Raw genomic sequence first — 24,156 nt, 5'->3', positions numbered from 1 at the left:
ACCAATGACTAATGACTGATGCCCGGTGACATTGCCTATAAATCAGTACCACCCTGGATGTCTATGTCCGCTATGACAGGTAGTGCAGAGATTTTTAGGAATGGTCAAAGTCCTCTGATGTTCCTCTTTCGTTGGGGCCTTAAGATGCAGGCTGGCCGGGCCATGGCAGGATTCACACTGTTTGTTTGCCATATCCGGTGTTTTTTCCACACTGCAAAAACCACCCGGCTGTCCAAAACCTGTAGTATGGCAGCGAAGGCAATTCGGATCACGGTCTTTCTTTCTCATCTGGATAATTCGAAAATTCTTGGAGTACTTCCACGTTAAGTATGTCTCTACCTCTTTAGGATGACACTCTTTACACCTTGCCATCCCCACATAGGTAGCCTTGCCCTTTGCCGCCTGCGCTGTTTGTAAGGTAAACAACAAGCCCATGCCGTAAGTAAAAAATAAGAAAGAGGCGATTATCATAATAAATATTTTCATTATCCCCTAACCCCCCGTTATTTGTTTTTATAACCGGTTGCAATATTTATAAATTATACATTAAATGTATTTCCCTCCCCAGTCAAGCCCACAATGAACCATCCACAAATCGGGGCTGTAATACCGGGCATTTTGCTCTATTAATAATTATCCATTACGCCACAGAAAACCCTTGACTAATGAATGGTTATGGTCTATGAAAATCAAGTATTGACTGGTAAACTGCGCAAGCTAAAGTTTGCAGCTACAGACGCAATTAATGACTTTTGTAAGGACCTCATTGGTGAGAATGTTTAACGGAGATTCGGAAAGGAGAGGTTAGAATGGATAAGACTGGCATTAAAAATGGATCACAGGCTTTAACCAGCCGGAGAGACTGTCTTAAGATTATAGGCATGCTCGGTCTCGGTATGGCCGTTCCCAATGTTTTCCCAACATCATCCGAGGCCAAACTTTCTAACGGTCTTAATCAAGTCAGCAGGACCATTCCCCTTATGGGCACTTTTGTCAATATAACCGTGCTGCATCCATCTCAGGACAAGGCCCTTGAGGCCGTGGAAAAGGGCTTTGCACGGATGGAGAAACTGGTCAAGGTATTTGACCGCTACTCTAACAGCACCCCGGTATCCCGGTTAAACCATAAGGGGCAGCTTAGGGATATCTGCCCGGAATTAGCACAGGTTATGAGCAAGGCCTCCTACTTTCATTTCCTGAGTCAGGGTTCTTTTGACATAACAGTCCAACCCCTTGTTGACCTCTATAAAGAAACGTTTGCCAGGACCGGCCATGCGCCGTCATCAGAAAAAGTCCAAGAAAAATTGGCCCTGGTTGATGCCGATAAGATACAGTTCAATAAACAAGGTATCCGCTTTCTGAAAGACGGCATGGGCATCACCCTTGATGGCATAGCTAAAGGTTACATCGTTGACGAAGCCGCCAACGCCTTGAAAAAAATGGGCGTACAGTATGCACTGATCAACGCCGGTGGGGATATCCGGGCTATCGGCGGGAACGGCCCGAATAAGTCCTGGAAAATCGGCATTACCGATCCCAGGAAGCAAAAACCATATCTTCAAACAATAGCATTAAACAATGGCGCGGTGGCCACGTCCGGTAACTATGAGGTTTACTTTGACCGGGAAAAGCTCTACCACCACATTATTGATACGCATACCGGCCGGTCTCCCAGGGATCTGGCCAGTGTAAGCATCACCGCTCCCACGGTCATGGAGGCCGATGCGCTTTCTACCACCGTCTTTGTTGAAGGCATAGAAAAAGGCATGCGACTTGTAGAGGCATTGCCGAATGTGGAGGCTATGGTAATAATAACCAGCGGGAATAAGAAATTCGCTTCTAAGGGTTGGAAGACGGCCTAAAAAATAACTTATCGATATATCAAAAACAAAAACGCCAGGTCATGTAGAATGAGCTGGCGTTTTTTATTGCTAATCTCACTAAAATCTCCCCTCGCCTTCCCGTTAAAGAAGGGTAATATTCATCCCCCCTTTGGAAAAGGGGGGCCAGGGGGGATTTTACGGCACCAACAGCGTCGGAAGCTCAGATGCCTCGGCTATGCGGTGAGAGACGCTACCGACAAAAAACTCCTTAACGCGATCTTTTCCTGTCGTCCCCAGTACAATCATGGTGGAGTTTAATCCCCGGGAAAGTCGTATAATCTCGCTGGCAGTACGCCCGGCGGTCAGATGGGGTTCGGCCTTGATACCCGCCTTCTTCAGTGTCGCGCAGTATTTGTCCAGCCTTACCTTACTCTCCTTTTCTATACGGTTCAGCTCACTTTTATCGAGGCTCTTGGATATCTTAACCCCAATGATGTGGGCCACATCCACCTTATCCATGGCGCCCTTCAGAGTTGTAATAAATTCAAGAGCATTCTGTGAAGGCTTCGACCAGTCGGTAGCAAACAAGGGCCTCTGGAAGGGGTGTTCATTAACACGCCTTACACATTGCCCCTCCATATCACAATAGACCATATACTTGCTTATAAGGACCGGGATGGCCGTACTCCGGCGCAATAAATCCAGGGTATGTGAACCCACATAGACTTTTTCCAGGGCCGTCCGCTTTTTCCGTCCGGCTACAATCAGGTTGACCTTCTCTTTTTCAGCAATTCTGACTAGCTTTGGAACCGGCTCACCGACCTCGATGCGGATTTTACTATCCACATCCGCCTTGGAAAGGGCCTCCTGCCAGTCTTCAAACCGGATCCGGGCCTGCTCCCTGAGGCGCTCCTCCTCATCCTTCATGTAGCCCCCGTAAGGCACAAAGGCCACTTCCTCACGTGGGATTATGTAGGTAAGGATTACCTCCTTAAGCCCGGCCGCCTTCAAATCCAGAAGAGACTCCAGGGCGTCAAAGGCCAATTCCCTGAATTTAGTCGCAAACAGAACCTTTTTCATACACCCCTCCCTTACATGAAGAAGATAAAGGTTATAGCCACAAAGGTCGTACAAAGCACCGGGATAGAATACTTGACCATATATCCGAAGAAGCTCGGCATGGGTGTACCCGCCTCCTCAGCAATAGATCTTACCATAAAGTTCGGGGCGTTGCCGATATAGGTGTTGGCCCCCATAAAGACCGAACCGCAGGAAATGGCCTTGAGATATATAGCGTTCTCTGCAATGAGCTTCGGCACTGCCTGTGCCTCCGGCATACCCGGATAGTAACTCCCCAGCGCCGTGCTGAAGAAGGTCAAATAGGTCGGGGCATTGTCCAGAAAGCTGGAGAGGATGCCCGAGGCCCAGAAATAATGCGCCGGTTCCTTCACCGCCTCGATAAGAAAAGCTAAAGCGCCCTTGGTTCCCGCCTTCAGGATGAGCAGGCAGGGAACCATGCTGATGAATATGCCGGCAAATAGATAGGCCACCTCCAGTATCGGCGCCCAGGTGAAGTCATTATCCTCCCTGACCTTCTTGGAGGTAGTCACCAGGGAAAGTACGCCCATGAGGATCAGGATACCGTCACGGGCCAGGTCAGCCACCGAACGGTGTATGCCGAACATATTAATGGAACCCCAGTCCACCAGGCCGCTCATCAGTACTGCCCCAATGATACCGGCCAAGAAAAGGAAATTCAGGGACCCGTCCAGTCCAAGAGGCTCTTTGACGCCCTCATCCACCGGCGCGGTTATCCCTTCCTTCTTATACATGTAGGTATCGACCACAAAGTATATGCAGAGGACTATGGCCGCAACCGCCAGCATCTGGGGTAGTATATTAAATGTCCAGGTAAAGGGCACCCCGTGCAGAAATCCGAGGAAGAGCGGCGGGTCGCCAAGCGGGGTTAAGGCCCCGCCTATATTGGCCACCAGGAAGATAAAGAAAACCACCATAAAGCTCCGGTTCTTCCTATAGCTGTTGGCCCGAAGGAATGGCCGGATCATAAGCATGGCCGCTCCCGTAGTGCCCATCCACGAGGCCAACGCCGTGCCTATGATGAGCATGACCGTATTTACTACCGGCGTGCCCCTTAGCGAACCTTTGAGGAGGATACCACCTGAGACGGTAAACAGCGCCCAGAGCAGGATGATAAAGGGCACATAATCCGCCACTATCACATGCATAAATTCATACACGGCCGTACCCGTATAGGCGATAACCATTGGAATAGCCACCAGCACCGCCCAGAAAGCGGAGACCTTGCCGAAGTGATGATGCCAGAACTTGGGCAGGAAAAGCGGCATAAGGGCAATGGAAAGGAGCATTCCCGCAAAGGGTATGGCGCTATAAAGAGGCAGCACCTCTCCTAAATTAATCCCTCCATGTCCGTGCCCGGCCTCAGAGGCCAGCGCAACCGATGGAAACACGGTTAGACATATCAGCAGAAAAAGCGACGACAACTTTCCTCGAGTCATAAGTATTCCCCTCCAGTATCCTCTCCAGAATCTTATGGCTTTCCAGCTACTAAGCCACTACCTTTGTAATTATTGGATTGTAGGACTGATCTCCGCTATATTTGAAGTGGGCATAATATTTTATGCCGATGAAGGTAAGCGCCACGAACAAAAGACTAAAAACGGCCCCTGAAATATCCTTATCGCCCAAAAACTGCGTGTAATAACCTATCAGCGCCCCGGCTATCAGACCAACCAGGGGAACAAGATATAAAATAAAAGACGCCTTTACTTCCCCTTCTACCTTGAGTGAGACGCGCACCCTCTCACCCTTGGAGGCCCCTACGCTATTTAATGCCGTAAGCACCATCTCGCCTTCACCAAGCAGCCCGCACGTCTTGTGGCTTGAGCAACTGTCACAGGCCGGACTGCACTTGATCCTGACCTTGGCCTGCTTGCCTTCAACGGCGATTACTTCGCCTTCTTCTTCGCGAATACGAGACATTTTTAATCCACAACCCAGACCGTGCAGTTTCGTGCGAAACTTACCACCTTGTTCGAAATGCTGCCGAACATAAATTCCTTTATGGCAGAAACACCTCGTCGCCCAACGACAATGGCGCTATACTTTCCTTCCTGGGCCTCAAACATGATGTCCCGGGCTATACCAACCTTCTTTACCTGGATCTTGACGCCTATTTTGTTGTCCGGTATCCCTGCTCCCTCCAGAATCTTCCTGGCTGAAGCCGTAGCGGATTCCATTATCTTGCGCTTCTCTTCCGTAAGACCCTTTAACTCGGTTAACCGGCTCTGAAAAAGGGGAATCAGCGATGGCTCCTTTTCCAGGCCGGTGCCAGGCGCCTCCGGCAACACGCTAAAAAGGGTTATCTCCACGGCCTTTGGATTCACGGTATCAGCCACATACCGCACCGCCTTCATGGAATATTCCGACTCATCCATGGCTATCAATATCTTCTGAGACATTCAACGCCTCCTCATACTACGGTGAAAACTAAGCTTTGAATAATACCGGTCGGGCACTTCTCAAAGCATGCCCCGCATCCGGTGCATTTTTTGGCATCCACTACGGAAAGGAATTTCACGATCTCAATCGCCTTTTCCGGACACGCCTTCTTGCACAGGCCGCAGCCCAGACAGCCGGCATCGCAGATCTCCTTGACCAGCTTGCCGACATCATGCGAAGAGCACAGACTAGCCGCTTTCTGCGATACCGGAACCACCTTAGGGATATGCCGCGGACACACCTTGACACACGTCCCGCAGGCCGTACATTTCTCATCATCTACTTTGGGCAGGCCGTCTTCCCCCATGCTGAGCGCCCCAAACGGACAATTGGCTACGCATGTGCCCAGCCCCAGGCATCCGTAGCTACAAGATTTATCACCACTGGAGACCAGCATGGCCGCCCGGCAGTCATTAATACCCATGTATTTGAACTTTCGTTCGGCCTTGGCACTGTCACCTTTACAGAAGATCCTGGCGACCTCGCGCTCTCCAACCGCCGCTGAAACACCTAACACTTGGGCCACGGCCGCGGCCGTACCGGCGCCGCCAGCCTTACAGGCATTAACCGGCGCCTTGCCTTCCACAATAGCCGCCGCACAGTCGCTGCATCCCGCATAACCGCAGCCGCCACAATTAGCGCCGGGCAGGACATCCGTAACTGCCCCTATCCGGGGGTCAACGTAGATGTAAAAGACCTTGGCGGCCACCCCCAGCACTACACTCAGCCCCAATCCCAGTGCCCCCATAGCTACGATTGCCGTAATTGTCGGTCCCATAACATACCACCCTCTTATTTCATTTTGTTCCTGGTAAACGTAAATCCATCAACCTACGCCGGCCAGTCCGAAAAAGGAAAGGCCTATCATCCCGGCCGTAATCAGGCCAAGCGGCACCCCGTCCAACAGCTTCGGTATATGTGCGATCCGCATCCGTTCCCTGATGCCGGCCATGATCACCATGGCCACGCTGAAACCCACCGCCGTAGCAATGGAATACACCACTGTATGCATAAAATCGTAGTCTTCCTGGATATTCAGCACGGCCACACCAAAAATCATGCAGTTGGTAGTAATAAGCGGCAGGTAGATACCCAGGGCACGATATAGCCCAGGCGACATCTTCTGAAGGACCATCTCTACAAACTGGACCAACCCGGCGATGATCAGGATAAAGGCCAGGGTCTGGAGATATTCCAGACCCAGGGTATCCAGCACCGCCTTCTGAAATATCCAGCAGAGAACCCCGGACAGGACGTTGACGAATATACAGGCGGCCGACATGCCGATGGCGCTGTCCATGGCCGTGGTAACCCCCAGAAACGGACAGTTACCCAGGAACCTTATCAAGAGGATGTTATTTATAATGATAGCTGAAAGTATAAACATGAACCAGCTTTGTTCCATAATGCGACCTCTCCTTTCAGATTACTTCTTGGCTTCCATCTTCAGGGATATAAAGTTCATGATCCCGAGCAGGATTCCCAGGAGGGCAAAAGCGCCCGGCGGCTTGAGAAGGTATGGCATGCCCGGATAACCCTCGGGCATCAGCGGAATACCGAACCATGAACCCTTACCCAGTATCTCACGGATAGTTGATACTACAGTCAGTGATATAGTAAACCCCAACCCCATTCCCAGCCCATCAACTAAAGAGAGTCCGACCGACTCTTTGCGGGCGAAGGCCTCCGCCCGTCCAAGGGGTATTCAGTTAACTACTATAAGAGGTATCCAGATACCGAGCACCAGGAAAAGCGGATAGAAATAGGCCTGCATTACCAGTTCCACTATGATGACCGCACTGGCAATAATAGCAATAAATACTGCTATCCTCACCTTATCCGGGATAATCTTCCGCAGCATGGAGATAAAGACATTCCCCATGGTGGTCACAAAAATGACCCCGGCCCCCAAGCCCACACCATTGGCCACATCCGTGGTCACGGCCATTGTAGAGCAGAGACCCAGAACAAAACGAAATGGCGGTATCTCCTTCCAGAGGCCTTTGGTAAATTCCGATACGTAACGCGACGCCATCTATGAACCCTCCTTATAGATTATACACCCAACTGGGACTTGTATTTTTTATACACTTCTATACCGGCCTTCATCGCATTACTAACACCGGTCGATGACACCGTGGCCCCGCTCAGGCCCTGTACCACACCGCCGGCTGAAGTAAGTCCGAAATTTTCCGATACAGACTTGCCTTTGAACTGGGCACAGAAGGACGGGTCATCCGCTACCCTGCTGCCGACACCCGGTGTCTCGGTCTGAGTGGTAATGGCACAGCCGTCCAGTTTGTCGGTAGCAGGGTTTACCGCCACCATAACACCGACATCTCCGTGAAATCCACCGGCAGAAGTCTCGAACGCCACAGAGATAACTTTTCCTCCGCTCTTGGCAAAGAAAAACGTGGTTATAATATCTTTCCCTTTTTTGTCTTTGCCGGTCACGATGTCCTTCCGGTCTGTGACGGGATCATTATCATAACCGGTCAGCACCTTCTTCAGCGCCGGTTCCTTGATATTCTTAATCTTTTGGTAGGCAATTTGCTCAGCCGTGGCCATCTTTACTAAAGACAGTCCGCCGCCGCAGACAGCCGCCACAAGCGTCAACACCACGATCATCTTGATAATTTCACGAAGTTGCACTGGCTTTTACCCTCCCGTAAACTCTTGGTCTGATCTTATCTAAGAGCGGGGTTAACGTACCGGCCATAAAAACAGCGAAATAGGCCCCATCCTCCCACTGAGCCCATGCCCTGATAACCACCGCAAGCATACCGGCTAACAATCCAGACAGAAGTTTACCGCCCGGTGTAACCGGCGAGGTAGTCGAATCGGTAGCCAGGAAAAAGGCCGCCAGGAGACTACCACCGGTCAGGAGATGGAAAAGCGGGCTGGCGTACTTTTCGGCATTGGCCATCCACAAAATACCTGATAAGACGACGATACCCGTCAGGAAACCAGCCGGGATGTGCCAGGAAAAATTCCGCCTTAAAAGAAGGAACAGGCCGCCTATCAGTAACGCAATCTTGCACCCTTCACCTACGGTACCGGCAACCTTGCCCATGAGGAGGTCTTTCAAAGTAAAGTATTCCCAGATAACCCCGACCCCTTCATCCCTTAAGACCTGGAGGGGGGGCAGCTCGGTCATGATATCACCGGCCGGCGGCGTCCAGGTGATCATGGCCTCCGGGTAAGATATTTTTAAGGCCACATAGGCTACCAATACTCCATTGAATGGGTTGTTTCCCAACCCCCCGTAAATCTCCTTGCCAAGGAGTATCATGATGAGCGTGGCAATGGTTATCATCCACCAGGGGAGTGTGGGTGGGAGGATTGCAGCGAAAACCAGACCGCTTGCCACTGCAGTAAGATTACCAAGGGCGAGTTGCCGCCCTAATATTTTCTGCAGGATAGCCTCCCAGGCCACTGCCGAAACTACGGAAACGGCCGCTACCACTAAGGCACCCATGCCATAAAAATAAATACCGATAGCTACAGCCGGGAGCAGGGCGATAATTATATTAAGCATCATCTTTTGAACGGAATTGCCGCTATGGATATGCGGCGTTGCGGATACAACAAGTTCCGGGGCTTTCATTCGCTACTCCTTTGCGCTAGAATTTGTGCCTTGCCGAATTTTATCCATTGCACCATGGGTATCCTCACCGGACACACATAGGCACAGCAACCACACTCTATACAGGTAAAAATCTCATATCCCTGGGCCATAGTGTAGTTGGCCGATTCAGACAAGCCCGAGATGAGGAAGGGCATGAGTTGCATTGGACAAACGTCCACACAAAAACCACATTTTATACAGACGGCCGCTTCAGATTTTGTGATGTCTTTTTCATTTTGTACGAAAATACCGAGCAACTCTTTGGTCACCGGCGTCTCGGTATTGGCGATGGCCGTGCCCATCATGGGGCCGCCGGCTATAACCTTGCCCATCCCTTCCACGGAAATTCCACAGTGCCCCAGAACTTCCTTAATCGGCGTGCCTATCCTTACCTGGACATTTTTGGCGCCGGTCCCATTGGCGCCGGTAATGGTTATAAACCTGTCCACCACCGGCTTTTTGTCCGCCATAGCCCGGCCCACCGCCGCCACCGTCTCGACGCTCAGAACCAGGGCCCCTATATCGGCCACACAATAGGCCTCTGTACAGGGCACCTCCTTCCCCAGGATCGACTTTACCAGTAAGAGGTCAACAGCCTGGGGGTACTTAGGGTTCAACCCCACTACGGTAGCCGCGCCACCGCAGGCGGAACCGACAGCGGACATAGCCTGAGACGCACCTTTATCGACGGCAACATACACCGATGCCGCGCCGATTATGTTTTTTATAGTGTCTATCCCGCAGGCCACTTCCTGAACCCTTTCAGACAACAGACGTGACCGGCTCGAGAGTACCGGCTCTATGTCCATGGCATTCACAATAAAGGCGTTAGCCCGGCGAGACTTTGCCTCGTTGAGCTTAGTCACAAGCGGGACCGGTTTTATATCAAAATCAACAATTCCCGCCTGTTGTATGGCGGCCATTGGATCCGCGCTGCCCTCCAGTCCCACCCACTCATCCTTGCCATCGGATTCTATGAGCACAGCCGGGACGAATCCCCCTGAAAAATGGGGATAGGCCTTTATTACGTCGGCTACTTTACCGGAAACCGTGGCATGGATAGAGGCGCCTTCCGGACCTGCGCTTTCACCGATTACCTGTCCGACCTTGACCTCATCACCCTTTTTGACCTTGGCATTGCAAATTCCGCCGAGATCCTGCCTGAGAGGGATAGTCACAACACCGGAGGGGATGATACGTTCGAAGGGTTTGTTTGCGTTTGCGTCTGAAATAGACAAGCAAATACCGCCAGAAAAGCTACCTGGGCTCATATTGGTTCACTCTCTCCTTCCAGCAAATTACGGGATTGGATATACCTAAACATACTCTTTGTCAAGATAAAAAAAGCAACACCAAAATATCACGCAAAGCCGCCAAGGACGCAAAAAGAATAAAATTTGGAACTCATAAACTCATGAAGAAATCTTTTATTACTGATTTCTGATTTCCAGATTTTCATTTTTCCTTCGCGGTCTTTACGCCTTTGCGTGAGAAATTGACTTCTTACCAAGCCGTCATTACTAATACGGTCCGCAAAAGAAAAACGGGAAGTTTATAAACTTCCCGTTTAAAAAAATTACATCTGCATATTTATTTTTTGTGACATTCGCCACACATCACCGGGAGTAACTTGCCTGCTGCCGGTTTGGTCTCCCGGTGGCAACCTACGCAGTTTTCGTGAAACGCCTTCATAAGGCCCATTTTCTTACCTTCGGCCTCCAAGCCGTGGCAGGCCGCACAATTCGTCTCCCGCGATTCATCCCAGACGTTCTGTCCATTTACATAAAAATGATGGCACGCCGTACACTCAATGGTAGCAAAGTGTTGGGCATGCGGGAATGTTACGCCCGGCCTCTGTCGTTTTTCAAAGGCCTTATGCTCCAGTTTCAGCATTTCCTCCTGGGCGTAAGCACAGGTAGCTATTATAAAAACAGCCATGACTATCATCAGCAGAATGCCCCTGTTTTTCATCTCTTTCCTCCTGACTAACAATAACTTATTGCCAAAAGATTAACTACAGAGCCCTATAATTATTCTTCACAGTCACCTACTGAATCACAGTTCAGCTTGTGTGTAACAAAATAGAGATTGCATGTCAAGGAAAATGTCTATCCCCGAAATAGGCGGCTCATTTTGATAAAAACATATCGAATAACTCCACCAGATGCATGGCCTGCGCATTAAGCCCATGCCTGAACAAGCCTTCCCGCCACTGTAGCAGGCAGCCCATACAACTGGTGACTAAGGTATCTGCTCCCGTGTCTCTTAACACAGCCATCCTTTTATCAAGAATCACCTGGGATAGGTCATAATGAGTTATATTAAACAACCCGCCGTGCCCACAACACGCAGCTCCGCCTGCCGGTTCGCGAAAATCGACTCCGGGCAGCGACTTGATGAGCATACGCGGCTCCTCGAATATCTTTTCTCTAAACCGAAAATGGCAGGGATCATGATACGTCACCTTCAGGCTGCTGGTTTTCGGCGTGAGGTCCGATAACTGCCGGGAAAAGCCCTTGTTATGGAACAAAAAGACCGATATATCCATCACTTTTGCTGAAAACTCCGCCGCTTTTTCTGCAAAAACCGGGTCATCAGCCAGAAGCCTGGGGTAATTAAATCTTAGATGGGAGCTGCAGGAGGCACAGGTCGTAACGATGTAATCGAACCGTCCATCCATAAATGCAGATATATTGGCCCTGGCCAGGGAACGCGCCGTCTCTTCATCCCCGGCACAAAAGGCCGGGAACCCACAGCATTTCTGCTTCTTGGGCGCCCATACAGGCTCTCCGAGAAAGTCAAAAATATTCAGGACAGCCTTCCCTACGTCAGGAAAGAGATAATTTGTGATGCACCCGGTAAAGTAAGCCGCCTTAGCCGGGGCGCTTGTTTCCTGGGGCAGGTCATTATCCAGAAAAAAGGTCGGCGCCAATGGCGGCAGCCATGACCTTCCGGCCAACAGAGGGATCGGAAATCGACAATGAAGGCCGCTATCTTCCGGGATTCTTTTGCAAAGGAGGCCCTGGATCAGGGAACCGCCTTTTAATATAAAAGGCAAAAGATATTCAGAATCCAGAAGGTAATGGAAAAAGTATCGCTTCCCCACGGGAAGCCCCTTCTCTTCGACCAACCTTGCCCGCGCTTTCTGTATGGAGGCATCCGCATTTACCCCGGCGGGACAGACAGTTGTACAGGCCCCGCAAAGGAGACAGTACGAGAGCAATTCTTCAAAGCGGTCGGAAAACGGTAACCTGCCTTCCCGGTTGGCCTCAATAAGGCTTAATTTGCCCCGTGGGGAATAGGCCTCCAGCCCCGTTACCTGGTAAACGGGACAGACACTCATGCACGTCCCGCACTTATTGCATGAGGGTGTGCTAATGGATACTACCTCCTAAACTGTAACAAAAACTTTGAACTTTCAACTTTGAACTTCTTTTATCTCCCCCGGTACTTATCAAACCACCAGGAGCAGAAATCGGTCTCCAATATCTCCCCGGCAAGCTCCTGGCCGGCCGGTGTGGTGATCCGTTTGACTACGTGTGCAAGCCACTCCCGGGCAAACTTATTCCCAAGATCATGCTGCTCTTTGAGCTCAAGGATGAGGTCTAACTGATCGGCGTCCCGGGCTAATTTCGCCTCTTCGGTATGGCCGGATTTAAACTCTGTTATTAATCCGGCGATGTCCTCCCCAAAATCGAGGTCCTTGGTCAGGGCAGCGACCGCCTTGACTGAGTCCACCGTGACATAGTCCTTGTAAACATAATTCAGGTCCCCGGTGCGGGCCTCAACCAGATCGTGGAAGAGACATAACTCCATTACCTTAGATCGATCGACACCCGGTGAAATCCCGGCCAGCACATATCCGATGAGAATGACCCGGTAGGAATGATCCGCCACTGATTCCTGCCCGGAACCCAGAAAACGGAAGCCGGTACGCGGCGTCTTTTTCAGCATCCCGGCCTCAAAGAGCAATTTGGCAATCCTCTTCATAATCTCTCCTCTCCGAGCAGATGGGACATTGTCACCTCAACGGTTCTCGGATTCAACCCTAGGTTGATAATAATTTTAGACCTTAAACTCAGCCTTGATTTTGAATAAGCGTATGGCGGGAAAATTATAGACCTTCACGCCGGTCTTTTCGGTTATCTCCTGCAGTTGCCTCTCGATGGCCTCTTCCGACCCGGCGATAAAGGTAAACCAGACATTGAAGTCGTGCTTTCGCAGATAGTTATGGGTTACCCCAGAATAAGAATTTACAACCCCTATGAACTCATCCAGTCTTTCCGGAGGAACCTTTGCGGCGCAAAGGGTCGTCATGTAACCCAGACGGCGGGAATCAAAATTTGCCCCCAGACGGCGTATGATGCCCCTATCCTGCAAACGCCTAATCCGGTCTAAAACTTCTGTTTCCGTGAGTTGGAGCCGCTCTCCTATAGTCGCATAGGGGCGGGATTCAATCGGAAAATGGGATTGTATCTCGTTTAAAATGGCCCGGTCTGTAGCATCCATTTTGTTAAATCCTATTCCGAATTCACGCTTACAGCGATCAGCTTTCAGCCGTCAGCATGTTTGTTATCCGTTATCCGTTAACCGTTGTCCGACATTTTCTTTCGGAAAAACGGTCAACAGTGAACGGTGAACCGGCTTCATGCTTATAGCTGAGCGCTGACTGCTCCATCCGGAAAACCGGAGTTTTCGGATGGGAACTGGTTAGTTGATGATGACTGATAGTCGAAATCTAATGACTTTCCTTCGCCGGCGCCCGCATTTTTAAGGGTTGATATGTACAAAGGGGTTCTTCAGCCAGATAATCACCGGACATCTCATGGGCTCGCGCCCGGCACCCGCCGCAGAAACGATGATACTCGCAGACACCGCACTTGCCTTTGTACATTTTCGGATTACGCAGGTTGAGAAAAACCGGGGAATCCCGCCAGATGCGGGAAAGGGGCATCTCGCGCACCGATCCGCAGTTTATCTCTAAATAACCGCAGGGTTGGACATCTCCCCGGTGTGAGACAAAGCAGAAGCCGACGCCCCCCAGACATCCGCGGGTCACGGCATCCAGCCCGTGGGACTGGAAGGTAACCTCTTTTCCTTCCGCTTTGGCCCGCTGCCTAAGGATGCGATAATAGTGCGGGGCACAAGTGGCCTTGAGATGCAGAGGAACTTTATCCTTCTGGTCATAGAACCAATTTAAGGTCTCTTCGTATTCAGCGGCAGAAAGGGCCTGAGCAGCCAGGTCCTTACCACGGCCGGTAGGTACCAGGAGAAAGATATGGTGAGCTACCGCCCCAAGTGATACGGTGAGTTCCTGTATAGCCGGCAGTTCCTTGAGGTTGATCCCGGTAATAGTGGTGTTGACCTGGAATTCCAGACCTGCTTTTTTGGCCTCTTCAATCCCCTGAAGCGCCCCCTTAAGGGCCCCTTCGACCTGACGAAATTTATCATGACTTTCAGCCGTCGCCCCGTCAATGCTTATACTGATCCTTTTTATCCCCGCATCTACCATTTTCCCGGCCACTTCCGGGGTGATGAGGGTGCCGTTAGTGGCCATCACCATACGCAGGCCTTTGTCTGTACCATAGCTCGCCAGTTCAAAGATATCCTCGCGCAGGAGAGGCTCACCACCGGTCATAATCATAACCGGCTGGGCATGGGCGGCGATATCATCGATAATCCCCTTGCATTCTTCGGTTGTCAATTCATTGTCATACGGCCCGCGAGTGGCTGCGGCCCGGCAGTGGACACAGGAGAGGTTGCAATTTCTGGTCAATTCCCAGGCTACAAGACGAAGGGGCGGCACATCCTGCCCGGATGTATGGCCTTGAGAGTGGTGGGGATGTGCATGGGGATGGTTCGGTTTCATCTGGTCAGCAACCTCGCTGCTTCCTTGGCGTAATAAGTGATGATAATATCGGCTCCGGCCCTCCGGATACTCAGAAGACATTCCATCATGACCCGCTCCTCATCCAGCCAGCCCATCTTGGCCGCCGCCTTTACCATGGCATACTCGCCGCTGACGTGATAAGCGGCGATAGGATGGTCAAATTCCTCCCGCAAATGAGAGATGATATCCAGATAAGGCAGGGCCGGTTTAACCATAAGGATGTCAGCCCCTTCCTCCATATCCAGGGTGGCCTCGCGCAGGGCCTCGCGGCTGTTGGCCGGGTCCATCTGATAGGAACGCCGGTCGCCGAACTGGGGGGCGCACTCCGCCGCCTCGCGGAAAGGCCCGTAAAAACTGGAGGCGTACTTGACCGCATAAGACATAATGGGTATGTGTTCAAAACCGGCTTCATCCAGGGCCTCACGGATCTCAGCCACCCGTCCGTCCATCATATCCGAAGGGGCAACCATGTCCGCACCGGCCCGGGCATGGGAAAGGGCTACCCTGCCCAGTATCTCCAGGGTCGCATCGTTTTCAATCTTACCCCCGGAGACAAATCCGCAGTGACCGTGACTCGTGTATTCACAGAGGCAGACATCCGTAATAACCAGAAGGTCCTTATCAGATGCCTTTATCTCGGCTATCGCCCTTTGCACAATGCCGTCTTTGGCATAGGCCTGGGAGGCTATCTCGTCCTTTTTTTCCGGGATGCCGAAAAGGAGAACAGACCTGATCCCGGCGTCCTTTATCTCTTTTATTTCAGCCTTCAACTGATCCGGGGAAAGTTGGAAACAACCGGGCATGGAAGGAATCTCTTTTCTGACCTTTTTCCCCGGCACGACGAAAAGGGGATAGACAAGCTGATCCGGCGCAAGGTGTGTCTCGCGAATCAGGGCGCGGAAATTTTCATTCTGGCGCATACGGCGCGGGCGATAATCCGGAAACAGCATCTCTAGACCTCCTCGGCAATCCCGATCTCTTTATCCGTCAGATAACAGGCCGGGTCCGGCGCCCAGATATCCCCGGTGACAGCCTCAGCCCTTACCCGGAAATTCCCGGCGCAGATATCCAGCCACTTACACCGGGCGCAGCGGCCATTGACATGGGCCTTCTTATTCTTAAGGGCCGCCATAAGCGGATTGGATAAGTCCGTCCATATCTCGCTAAACGGACGTTGGCGGACATTGCCAAATGAGTAATGCCTCCAGAATTGATCCGCATGGACGCTCCCGTCCCAGCTTACACAGCCGATACCCCGGCCGGAGTTATTCCCCTCGTTCATTTCAAGTAATTCCAGGACCTCGGCAGCCCGGGGTGAATTCTCCTTTACCATACGCAGATAGACATAAGGCCCGTCGGCATGATTGTCCACCGTCAGCACCTCTTTGGGCTTACCGCGACGGTGCAAGTCGGCGGTACGATCGATGATAATATCCACTACCCGCCGGGTCTCTTCGTGAGCGAGGTCTTCTTCGACCAGCTTACTGCCCCGGCCCGCATAAACCAGATGATAAAAACAGATCCGCGGGACTTCTTCCCGTTCCAACAGGTCAAAAATAGCCGGTATCTCGGCGGCATTAAGCTTATTTATGGTAAACCTTAACCCCACCTTAATACCAGCTTCCTGACAATTTCTGATACCCCTCATGGCCCCGGCAAAGGCCCCCTTAACCCCACGAAAATGGTCATTGACTTCTTCCATACCATCAAGACTTATACCCACATAAGAGAGGCCGATCTTCTTCAATACCTTGGCCATGTCTTTGCTGATAAGCGTACCATTTGTAGAAACTACGGACCGCATCCCTTTTTCCACGGCGTAAGCCGCAAGCTCAGGCAGATCCGGACGCGTAAAAGGCTCGCCGCCTGAGAAAAGAAGAACCGGGCTGCCGAACTGGCTTAGATCATCGATCAGTTTTTTCCCTTCGGCCGTGGAGAGTTCATCCGGTGCGCCCACACTGTCCGCCTGGGCATAACAATGCACACACTTTAAGTTACAACGCCGGGTGGCATTCCAGACCACCACCGGCTTTTTGTCTGCCGAAAACTGGAGAAGGTGCGAAGGCAGCTTCCCGGAGTGTCTGCCATAGCGCAAGGCGTCAGACGGCTCCACCGTACCGCAATAAAGTTTAGATATACCGATCATATTTTTTGAATGCTCCTTTGTTTTAAAAAAATTAGCTTTCGGCTATTATTACTCCGGCAATTAAAAACTTAAATCCCCCCTCACCCCCCTTTGGAAAAGGGGGGATGGGGGGATTGGGCAAATTTATATATTTAATTGCCGGAGTAATAGTGTTCTGACTCCTGTATTCTGGCTTCTGTCTCCTGTATTTTTGCCCTATTTTGGGGAATTACCAAAAGAATTATCAAGGGACTCTTTGATCAGATGGCTGATAAATCCTTCCGGGGTGGACACCGCCTCGGTAGGAAGATGAAAAACGTTTTGCCCGGTCCTATCCTGAATTATTCTCAAGGCATACTTATATGATTCGGTTAAGGTGTTGCAAATGACATAAGCCGTGCTGCCTTCCTGCCAGGCCTGTCCGATTATCTGGTCGATAGCCTCATCTTCAAAGATGATCTTTATACCATATTTGTCCAGAAAAGTGGCTTCATAATCTTTTATTTCCTCAGTGATAAATAGAAGCTCTTCCACAGAGGCCTGTATATCGATATCCTTGGTCAAACATAACTCGGCCAGATACCGTAGCCTGAACGGGGTGACAGACAGCCCACGGTTGTCAAAGATTTCTTTTTGACCTTTCACTATGGTTGATTTTATAATATTTAATTCTCTCTCCCGGGCCCGACGATAACGTTCAATATAGACCGGATCATCCGGGCCGACCAGCAAACGATCCAGCGCCGCGACCGGGTTCTCGACCATCTCCGGAGTGACAACCAGGGAACGAATCGAGGTTGAAGGCAGGGTTTTTTCAAATCCTAAAAGGACCTGCTCTACAACTCTGGACAATCCCCGCGCCCCCGTCTTCTCTGTATAGGCCTTCTCAGCCAGAATATGTAATGCCTCATCTTCAAATGTTATGTCTATCCCATAGGCCTTAAAGTCGTGCTTTTTACCTTTTGTTACCGGGCAGTTAGAATTTTTGAGGATATTATACAGGTCCTCCACGGATAAGCCCTCAAAAACCGCTACTACAGGCAACCGGCCTACAAACTCTGACTCAAACCCGTATGCAATAAGGTCTTCCGCCTTAACATGACATAAATAATCGATCCTGTCACTCTTGGAAGTAACAGGCGCACCGAAACCGATTCCCTGATCAGTCAGGCGCTTCTTGATAATATCCGCCAGATCGTTAAAGGCGCCGCTCACTATGAAAAGGATATTTCTGGTGTTAACCGTCCTTTTTTCCCGTTTGCCGGTCTTCCGGTAACGCTCTATGGCCTCAAGCTGGGCGATAGGATCGTGGGGAACCCGGAGATCTATGTCTGTTTCTTCCATCGGCTTTAGAAGGGCGCGCTGAACGCCGGTGCGTGAGACATCCGGGCCTAAATGGTGGGTGCTGGAGGCAATCTTATCTATCTCATCGATATAAATGATGCCATACCGGGCCAGTTCCATATCCCCGCCCGCCTCCTGCACAAGGTCACGAACCAGATCCTCCACATCACCGCCCACGTAACCGGTCTCGCTGAACTTGGTGGCATCGCCCTTAACAAAAGGCACGCCGAGCTTCCCGGCGATCAGCTTTATCATATAGGTCTTACCTACACCGGTAGGCCCGATCATAATGATGTTATTTTTGATCTGCCCCACCTCCGTATCTCTCTTATGCTCCAGCGCATACTTAATACGGTTGAAGTGGGTGCAGACCTTGGTAGCCAGGATAGCCTTGGCCTCCTCCTGTTTGATTATATACTCATCCAGGTAGGCCTCAAGCTCTTTGGGTTTGATATTAAAATTCAGGATAATATCCCTACCCCTTAAAGTCTTATTGCCCCCGGATTCAGACGAGCCCGGTTTGGGAAGGACGACCGGCGAGAGGATACGCACCTTATCCCCATATTTCTTGGACAGATACTCCGCCAGCTCCTTTTCTAATTCCTTCTGGTCAGGAACATTATTATATTCTTTGTCGTTTCCCATCTTAAAATTACCAGGTCTTATACAAAATCTCTTATGTTTATCAATATAGTCACTAACTGCCCATATTTCAAATTATTTCTATTGCCCGGACTTTACACTGTCCATGCCTAAGGCCTTCATCTTGCGGTGGAGGTGGCTTCTCTCCAGACCTATCTTTTCAGCCGTCTGGGAGATATTGCCGTCATTTTCAGCCAGTTTATGCAATATAAACTCGCGCTCAAAATGGGCCTTGGCATCCTTAAACGTCCCGAACGCAAACATATCGCCTGTCTTCTTTTCTACCGCTTTAGCCCCCCGTATCGAAGAAGGGATGTCCTTCTCTGTAATAAGTGCGCCCGGAGACATAATCACCAATCTTTCCACAACATTTCTCAACTCCCTGACATTTCCGGGCCAATGATAGGCAGCGAGCAATTGCAGGGCGCCATCGCTTATTTCTTTGCGCTTTAACCCGCCATCCGAAGCGAATTCAGACAAAAACTCCTTAACTAAAAGGGGGATATCGCTCAACCGCTCCCTTAGCGGAGGGACTTCGATCGGCACTACATTTAATCGGTGGTAAAGATCCTCACGAAAATTCCCTTTTTTAATCTCTTCCTCAAGGTTCTTGTTAGATGCGGCGATGACCCGCACATCAACATTTATGGTCTTTGTCCCGCCTACCCGTTCGAATTTTTGCTCCTGCAGGATGCGCAGTATCTTGGCCTGGGTCTTAAGACTCATATCGCCGATCTCATCCAGGAAGAGTGTGCCTTCGTTGGCCAGGTCAAACTTGCCGCGCCTCATGTTGGTAGCGCCTGTAAAGGAGCCCTTTTCATGCCCGAACAGCTCGCTTTCAATAAGTTCTTCAGGGATGGCTGCGCAGTTTACCTCGATCAGAGGCCGGGACGCTCGCTTGCTCTGCCTGTGTATGGCATGAGATACCAACTCCTTGCCTACCCCGTTTTCCCCCTTTATCAATACCCAGGCCGAAGTAGGCGCCACCAGGACAATCTGTCTCTTTAACTCCAGCATCGCCTCGCTTTGCCCGGTGAGTTCTGGTTTACGCCCTACCCGCTGGCGTAAAAGAAGGTTTTCCTCTTCTAACCGGCTGAAATCAAGCGTATTATTTATAGTTAGAACGACTTTTTCCAGGGAAAGCGGTTTTTCAATAAAATCATGCGCCCCCAGCTTGGTCGCCTTGACTGCCGTCTCCACCGTGCCATGGCCGGACATTATCACTACGGGGAGAAATGGATAATCGAGTTTGATCCTTCTGAGCACTTCCAGCCCATCTATGCCCGGAGGCATCCACACGTCTAAAAGCACTAAATCCGGCGCTGCCTCGCTTAACCGGCCCAGGGCATCCTCGCCATTTTGTGCCCGGACAGGCTCAAATCCCTCGTCCTCCAGTATCCCGCCCAGGGAGTCCAGGATGCTTACTTCATCATCAACTATCAATATGCGTTTGGCCATATCCCGAACCCATACGTCCTTTCATACCTGCAAGGGCAGTTCAATAACAAACTTGGCCCCATTGGGTTCATTGTCCTGCACCCTTATATAACCATTATGATCCGAGATAATAGTGCTTACAATACTCAATCCCAGACCCGTTCCACCTTTCTTAGTTGAAAAATAAGGTTCAAATAGCCTCTCTCTGTCTCCTGGGGCGATACCCTTACCGGTATCACTGACTTCAATCCTTACCATAGGCGGATTAGAACTGTCATAAAAAAGCTCTGTCTCAATTTTACCATGACCCTCCATAGCGGCAAGCGCATTATCAAAGAGATTGATCATGACCCGTTTGATCTGCTCGCGGTCAAAGTAAAATTGGGGAATAGGTTGATGCACCCTGGTGACAAAGTCGATATCCTTATGACTATCCCGATATAGGGTTATGCTTTCCTCAACAACGCCTTCTAAATTATTCAGGGCTGGATTTGTCGCCGGCAAGCGGGCAAAAAGCGAAAATTCATTGACCAATTGTTTCAATTCCTCTACCTGGTTAATGATGGTCCGGGTACAGTCATCGAGCACCTTACTGTCATCGGCCAACTTCTCAATATATCTCTTACGCAATCTCTGGGCCGATAATTGTATCGGGGTCAAAGGGTTCTTTACTTCATGCGCTATGCGCCTGGCCACTTCACGCCAGGCCGCCATCCGTTGGACCTTTTCTAATTGCGTCAGGTCATCAAAAACAATTACCATGCCGATATTATTCCCGACGTCATCTTTCAAAACCGTGGCGTTAATGAGGAGGGAAAGTCCCCTGTTGCCGGCCGTAATTCGAACCGACTTTTGTACGGAACCTTTCTTGGCCCGCCGGGCTTCCTCCACCAGGGCATTAATTATAGCTAATTGCCCCGGCGTAGCCAATTCGTGATAGGTCTTGCCGACAACGTCTCCGTGGCGTAACCCGAACAATTCCTCGGCAAATTTATTCATGGTGCTGATGCGGCCGTCATTATCAATGGAAACGACACCGGCCGCCACATTCCTCAGGATTATTTCCGTGTAGCGCCGCCTTTGTTCCAACTCCAGATAACTCTTTTGGAGTTCTTCGCCGGCCCTTTCCAACTCGGAGTGACTTCTCTTGAGGTCAGCGGTCATCTTGTTAAACGACTCCACCAGGGTTCCGACCTCATCTTCTGACCGGACGTCAATAGTAAAATCAAGATCGCCTCCGGCAATGCGACGCGTCCCTTCGGCTAAATGCTGAATAGGGACGGTAATGCCTCTGGCCAGGTAAAAGCCAAACCAGGTCGCGGAAAAAACGATAATCAGACTGATGATCAAAAGAATAATAATTAAGCTGATCTTGATCGGATTTTTAAGGAGCTTTAACTGCTTATAGTTTTCAATACCCCCGGCTATATTCTTCATCTTGTCGGTAAGGCCGGCCGGGACAAAAATACCGACGGCCAGGATACCGATAACATCATTCCCATCGGCAGATGAAAAAATAGGGTCAAATCCCCTCACTAAATCACCATCAGCGGAGGTAAAGGTATCGACAATCCCCCTTTCGCCATTGAGACAGCGTCTCAATGTTTTTGAGGAAATTTGTGCCAGTTCAAACATTCCTACACCCGGCCGCCGGTAACCGGCTAATTCTTCATACGAAGGGAGAATAACCTCCACAGTATCAAGGTGAAACTCTTCCGGCCTGGCCCGCAGATAACGGGTGAGCTCGCCCCGGGCCGCTTCAGACATCAACCCGGACCGGGTGATTTCTCTGCTCATCCGGTCGGCATGGGTAATTACATTTTCCTCGACCTGTTTATAAAATGTACGTCCTACTTCTAAGGAGTCCTCGAGAGACTTTTCTACGCGTACATTAAACCAATAATCAATGCTCGTATTTATGAACTGCAATGAAATAAAAAAGAGAAAGGTGGTCGGCAGCAGGGCAAACAGGACAAAAGCCACAACCAGCCTGGTGCGCAGCTTGGACCCCAGTATGTTGTGACGCCGTTCAAAGATAAGCTTGACCACACTCCTTAGAACCAAAAAAATGAGAAGAAGAATGAGGATAAGGTTGATATTTATGACGGCAAAAAGGAGGATATTCCCGCCCAAAACCTTGGACGGAGAAAGATGTAAAACCTTGATACCCAGAAAGGCCAGCCCGATAATCAAGACCAGCGTAATCAGAATAATAAGTCTTTCCCGTTTCTGTCTTTTCCTTTCCTTGCTCTGAATATCCGGTGTTTCGGTCATTATTTTAGTATTTAAACTCTACGCTATAATTATCTGTCTCCGAATCCCAAAAAGAAAACAAAGAGATTACATAATGAAATGCAGAGGAAGTAGGCTCTTTCTCAAGGATGGCCTTTATCTGGAGCTGATAGAGAGTGTTTGGGGTGAGTTTCTTTAAGGCAATAACCGGTATCCCGGTTATTTCGCTTACCGCTTGCTGGGCCTTGGCCGCTTCCCTAAATCTAAGCTTCTTACCATCTAAATCAACAAAGAACTCCTCTTTCAGCGCATCATAGCGAATACTGTGCTCCATATCCAGCGAGGCCAGGAGAGAGTCCGGCCAGAGATGATAGACCTGGTAAAGACGGATATTCAAGGTAAGTCTTATCGTAAGGCCGTTCATAAGGGCCTTCCTGGTGTCGCTATCGAAGCAGTTTCGAACGTTAAAAAAGGCCAGCAGTTCATTGCTTGAGTTGTTTACAATGACATCGGTTAACTTTATATCCTTGGCCTCCAGAGATGGCGTAAGAAACACAGATAGGGCCACAAAAATAACAAGAAGGCGACACCAGTTATGATGAATTGTTTTTCTCATAAGTTATGAGCCAGAATCAGGTGTGTTTTTGGAAAATTTAACTAATAGCATAGTGAATTGCAATAGCTTTTCATCTAGAATTTCCCCTATTTTATGGAAACCGCCATTCCTGAGCGAAACTTACTGGAGCAGTGGGGCACCCTTCGAGGACGAGCAGGAAGGGGAAAGCCAGCCCTTTAGTGGCTGGAAGGGGTAAGCTCCCCACCTGCGAGTCCCAAAGGGGTCACTGCGCAAGCCGTGAAGCGAAGGGACGGCGGTTTCCATTGCCGGTAAGTAAAAGCGTATGCGCACTAAGTCATAGTAATGGAACAAATATCCGGCAGGTGACGATAATTCTCGTTGTAATCCAGGCCATAGCCTACCAGGAAACCTCTTTCCAGCTCAAAACCCACATAATCTATAACAATGGGCGTTTTTCGTCGCCCGGTCTTACTTATGAGGGCGCAAACCTTGATAGAACGCGGTTTATGAAGGGCTATTATGTCGTTAAAATAACTCAGCGTATGACCGGTATCTATAATGTCTTCCACCACCAGGACATGTTTATCGGTAATAGGCAGCTCGATATCTTTGGTGAACCTGACCTCGCCGGTGGATTCTGTTTTGGGGCCATAGCTGGCCAAACGTACAAAGTCAATCTGAACCGGGATATCCAGGGAACGCATCAAGTCAGCCATAAAAACAAAAGCGCCGTTTAATACACCGATTAATACCAGTTCACGGCCGGCGTAGTCCCTGGAGATTTCTTTCCCTAACTCTTTGATCCTCTTCTGGATTACATCCCGGGTAAACACGAGCTGCGTTTTATACATAGGATCTCCCTGTTTATAGACAAAATTCAGATGCTCACGTTAGAATAAAGGTGAACACTTGTCAACT

Annotated in this window: 23 protein-coding genes and 1 pseudogene; 1 reads left to right on the top strand and 23 read right to left on the bottom strand. The window is 50.1% G+C overall.

From position 1 onward, the window contains the following. Window positions 1-42 precede the first annotated feature (42 nt). Window positions 43-486: a cytochrome c family protein gene (locus tag PHT49_02200; GenBank protein ID MDD5450693.1), complete on the bottom strand. Its 444-nt coding sequence runs from the start codon at window positions 484-486 to the stop codon at window positions 43-45. 323 nt (window positions 487-809) lie between these two features. Between PHT49_02200 and PHT49_02195 the strand changes: the two genes are divergently transcribed. Continuing rightward, complete coding sequence (locus PHT49_02195; protein ID MDD5450692.1) at window positions 810-1,862, top strand: FAD:protein FMN transferase; 1,053 nt, start codon at window positions 810-812, stop codon at window positions 1,860-1,862. Between the two features lie 156 nt (window positions 1,863-2,018). Here PHT49_02195 and PHT49_02190 read toward each other — a convergent pair whose 3' ends face one another. From PHT49_02190 to hpt, 22 genes and pseudogenes are all read right to left on the bottom strand, one after another. Further along, window positions 2,019-2,903 carry a universal stress protein gene (locus PHT49_02190; protein MDD5450691.1) on the bottom strand — a complete coding sequence of 295 codons (885 nt, stop codon included), beginning with the start codon at window positions 2,901-2,903 and terminating at the stop codon, window positions 2,019-2,021. An 11-nt stretch (window positions 2,904-2,914) separates the two neighbouring features. Next, window positions 2,915-4,360, bottom strand: coding sequence for a sodium:proton antiporter (locus tag PHT49_02185; protein MDD5450690.1), 1,446 nt, complete (start codon window positions 4,358-4,360; stop codon window positions 2,915-2,917). A gap of 49 nt (window positions 4,361-4,409) precedes the next feature. Further along, entirely contained in the window at window positions 4,410-4,844 is a 435-nt protein-coding gene (locus tag PHT49_02180) for a SoxR reducing system RseC family protein (protein MDD5450689.1), read from the bottom strand. A 2-nt stretch (window positions 4,845-4,846) separates the two neighbouring features. After that, window positions 4,847-5,323 (bottom strand): universal stress protein, encoded by a 477-nt coding sequence (locus tag PHT49_02175; GenBank protein ID MDD5450688.1) that lies wholly within the window; start codon window positions 5,321-5,323, stop codon window positions 4,847-4,849. Window positions 5,324-5,334: 11 nt separating this feature from the next. Continuing rightward, window positions 5,335-6,141: an RnfABCDGE type electron transport complex subunit B gene (locus tag PHT49_02170; GenBank protein MDD5450687.1), complete on the bottom strand. Its 807-nt coding sequence runs from the start codon at window positions 6,139-6,141 to the stop codon at window positions 5,335-5,337. 48 nt (window positions 6,142-6,189) lie between these two features. Next, complete coding sequence (locus tag PHT49_02165) at window positions 6,190-6,768, bottom strand: RnfABCDGE type electron transport complex subunit A (protein ID MDD5450686.1); 579 nt, start codon at window positions 6,766-6,768, stop codon at window positions 6,190-6,192. Between the two features lie 21 nt (window positions 6,769-6,789). After that, window positions 6,790-7,398, bottom strand: a pseudogene (rsxE, locus tag PHT49_02160) (electron transport complex subunit RsxE). A 20-nt stretch (window positions 7,399-7,418) separates the two neighbouring features. Next, window positions 7,419-8,015 (bottom strand): RnfABCDGE type electron transport complex subunit G, encoded by a 597-nt coding sequence (locus PHT49_02155; GenBank protein MDD5450685.1) that lies wholly within the window; start codon window positions 8,013-8,015, stop codon window positions 7,419-7,421. Then, window positions 8,002-8,970 carry an RnfABCDGE type electron transport complex subunit D gene (locus PHT49_02150; protein MDD5450684.1) on the bottom strand — a complete coding sequence of 323 codons (969 nt, stop codon included), beginning with the start codon at window positions 8,968-8,970 and terminating at the stop codon, window positions 8,002-8,004. The genes PHT49_02155 and PHT49_02150 overlap by 14 nt, the downstream gene beginning before the upstream one ends. Then, the gene (locus PHT49_02145; GenBank protein ID MDD5450683.1) at window positions 8,967-10,262 is read right to left on the bottom strand and encodes an RnfABCDGE type electron transport complex subunit C; all 1,296 of its coding nucleotides are present in this window, start codon (window positions 10,260-10,262) and stop codon (window positions 8,967-8,969) included. Before PHT49_02145 ends, PHT49_02150 begins: the two co-directional genes overlap by 4 nt. A 319-nt stretch (window positions 10,263-10,581) precedes the next feature. Then, window positions 10,582-10,962, bottom strand: a complete 381-nt coding sequence (locus PHT49_02140) for a cytochrome c3 family protein (GenBank protein MDD5450682.1) — start codon at window positions 10,960-10,962, stop codon at window positions 10,582-10,584. Window positions 10,963-11,119: 157 nt separating this feature from the next. Beyond that, window positions 11,120-12,370 (bottom strand): (Fe-S)-binding protein, encoded by a 1,251-nt coding sequence (locus PHT49_02135; GenBank protein ID MDD5450681.1) that lies wholly within the window; start codon window positions 12,368-12,370, stop codon window positions 11,120-11,122. Between the two features lie 56 nt (window positions 12,371-12,426). After that, window positions 12,427-12,981, bottom strand: a complete 555-nt coding sequence (locus tag PHT49_02130; GenBank protein ID MDD5450680.1) for an HD domain-containing protein — start codon at window positions 12,979-12,981, stop codon at window positions 12,427-12,429. A gap of 75 nt (window positions 12,982-13,056) precedes the next feature. Then, complete coding sequence (locus PHT49_02125; GenBank protein ID MDD5450679.1) at window positions 13,057-13,500, bottom strand: AsnC family transcriptional regulator; 444 nt, start codon at window positions 13,498-13,500, stop codon at window positions 13,057-13,059. Between the two features lie 229 nt (window positions 13,501-13,729). After that, the gene (gene ahbD, locus PHT49_02120; GenBank protein ID MDD5450678.1) at window positions 13,730-14,941 is read right to left on the bottom strand and encodes a heme b synthase; all 1,212 of its coding nucleotides are present in this window, start codon (window positions 14,939-14,941) and stop codon (window positions 13,730-13,732) included. After that, a complete protein-coding gene (gene hemB, locus PHT49_02115; protein MDD5450677.1) occupies window positions 14,857-15,831 on the bottom strand; it encodes a porphobilinogen synthase in 975 nt (324 codons plus the stop codon). The genes ahbD and hemB overlap by 85 nt, the downstream gene beginning before the upstream one ends. 2 nt (window positions 15,832-15,833) lie before the next feature. Next, window positions 15,834-17,027 (bottom strand): 12,18-didecarboxysiroheme deacetylase, encoded by a 1,194-nt coding sequence (gene ahbC, locus PHT49_02110; GenBank protein ID MDD5450676.1) that lies wholly within the window; start codon window positions 17,025-17,027, stop codon window positions 15,834-15,836. A 195-nt stretch (window positions 17,028-17,222) separates the two neighbouring features. Further along, window positions 17,223-18,995, bottom strand: coding sequence for an AAA family ATPase (locus tag PHT49_02105; GenBank protein MDD5450675.1), 1,773 nt, complete (start codon window positions 18,993-18,995; stop codon window positions 17,223-17,225). Between the two features lie 78 nt (window positions 18,996-19,073). Further along, complete coding sequence (locus tag PHT49_02100; GenBank protein MDD5450674.1) at window positions 19,074-20,450, bottom strand: sigma-54 dependent transcriptional regulator; 1,377 nt, start codon at window positions 20,448-20,450, stop codon at window positions 19,074-19,076. Between the two features lie 21 nt (window positions 20,451-20,471). Then, complete coding sequence (locus tag PHT49_02095) at window positions 20,472-22,703, bottom strand: ATP-binding protein (protein MDD5450673.1); 2,232 nt, start codon at window positions 22,701-22,703, stop codon at window positions 20,472-20,474. 4 nt (window positions 22,704-22,707) lie between these two features. Beyond that, window positions 22,708-23,277 carry a DUF4390 domain-containing protein gene (locus PHT49_02090; protein MDD5450672.1) on the bottom strand — a complete coding sequence of 190 codons (570 nt, stop codon included), beginning with the start codon at window positions 23,275-23,277 and terminating at the stop codon, window positions 22,708-22,710. A 290-nt stretch (window positions 23,278-23,567) separates the two neighbouring features. Further along, the gene (hpt, locus tag PHT49_02085) at window positions 23,568-24,089 is read right to left on the bottom strand and encodes a hypoxanthine phosphoribosyltransferase (GenBank protein ID MDD5450671.1); all 522 of its coding nucleotides are present in this window, start codon (window positions 24,087-24,089) and stop codon (window positions 23,568-23,570) included. Window positions 24,090-24,156: the final 67 nt, after the last annotated feature.

The sequence above is a fragment of the Desulfovibrionales bacterium genome, assembly GCA_028715605.1.
Taxonomy (GTDB): domain Bacteria; phylum Desulfobacterota; class QYQD01; order QYQD01; family QYQD01; genus QYQD01.
The sequence above is the reverse complement of the archived record's forward strand: the minus strand, read 5'-3'. Positions and strand labels throughout refer to the sequence as shown.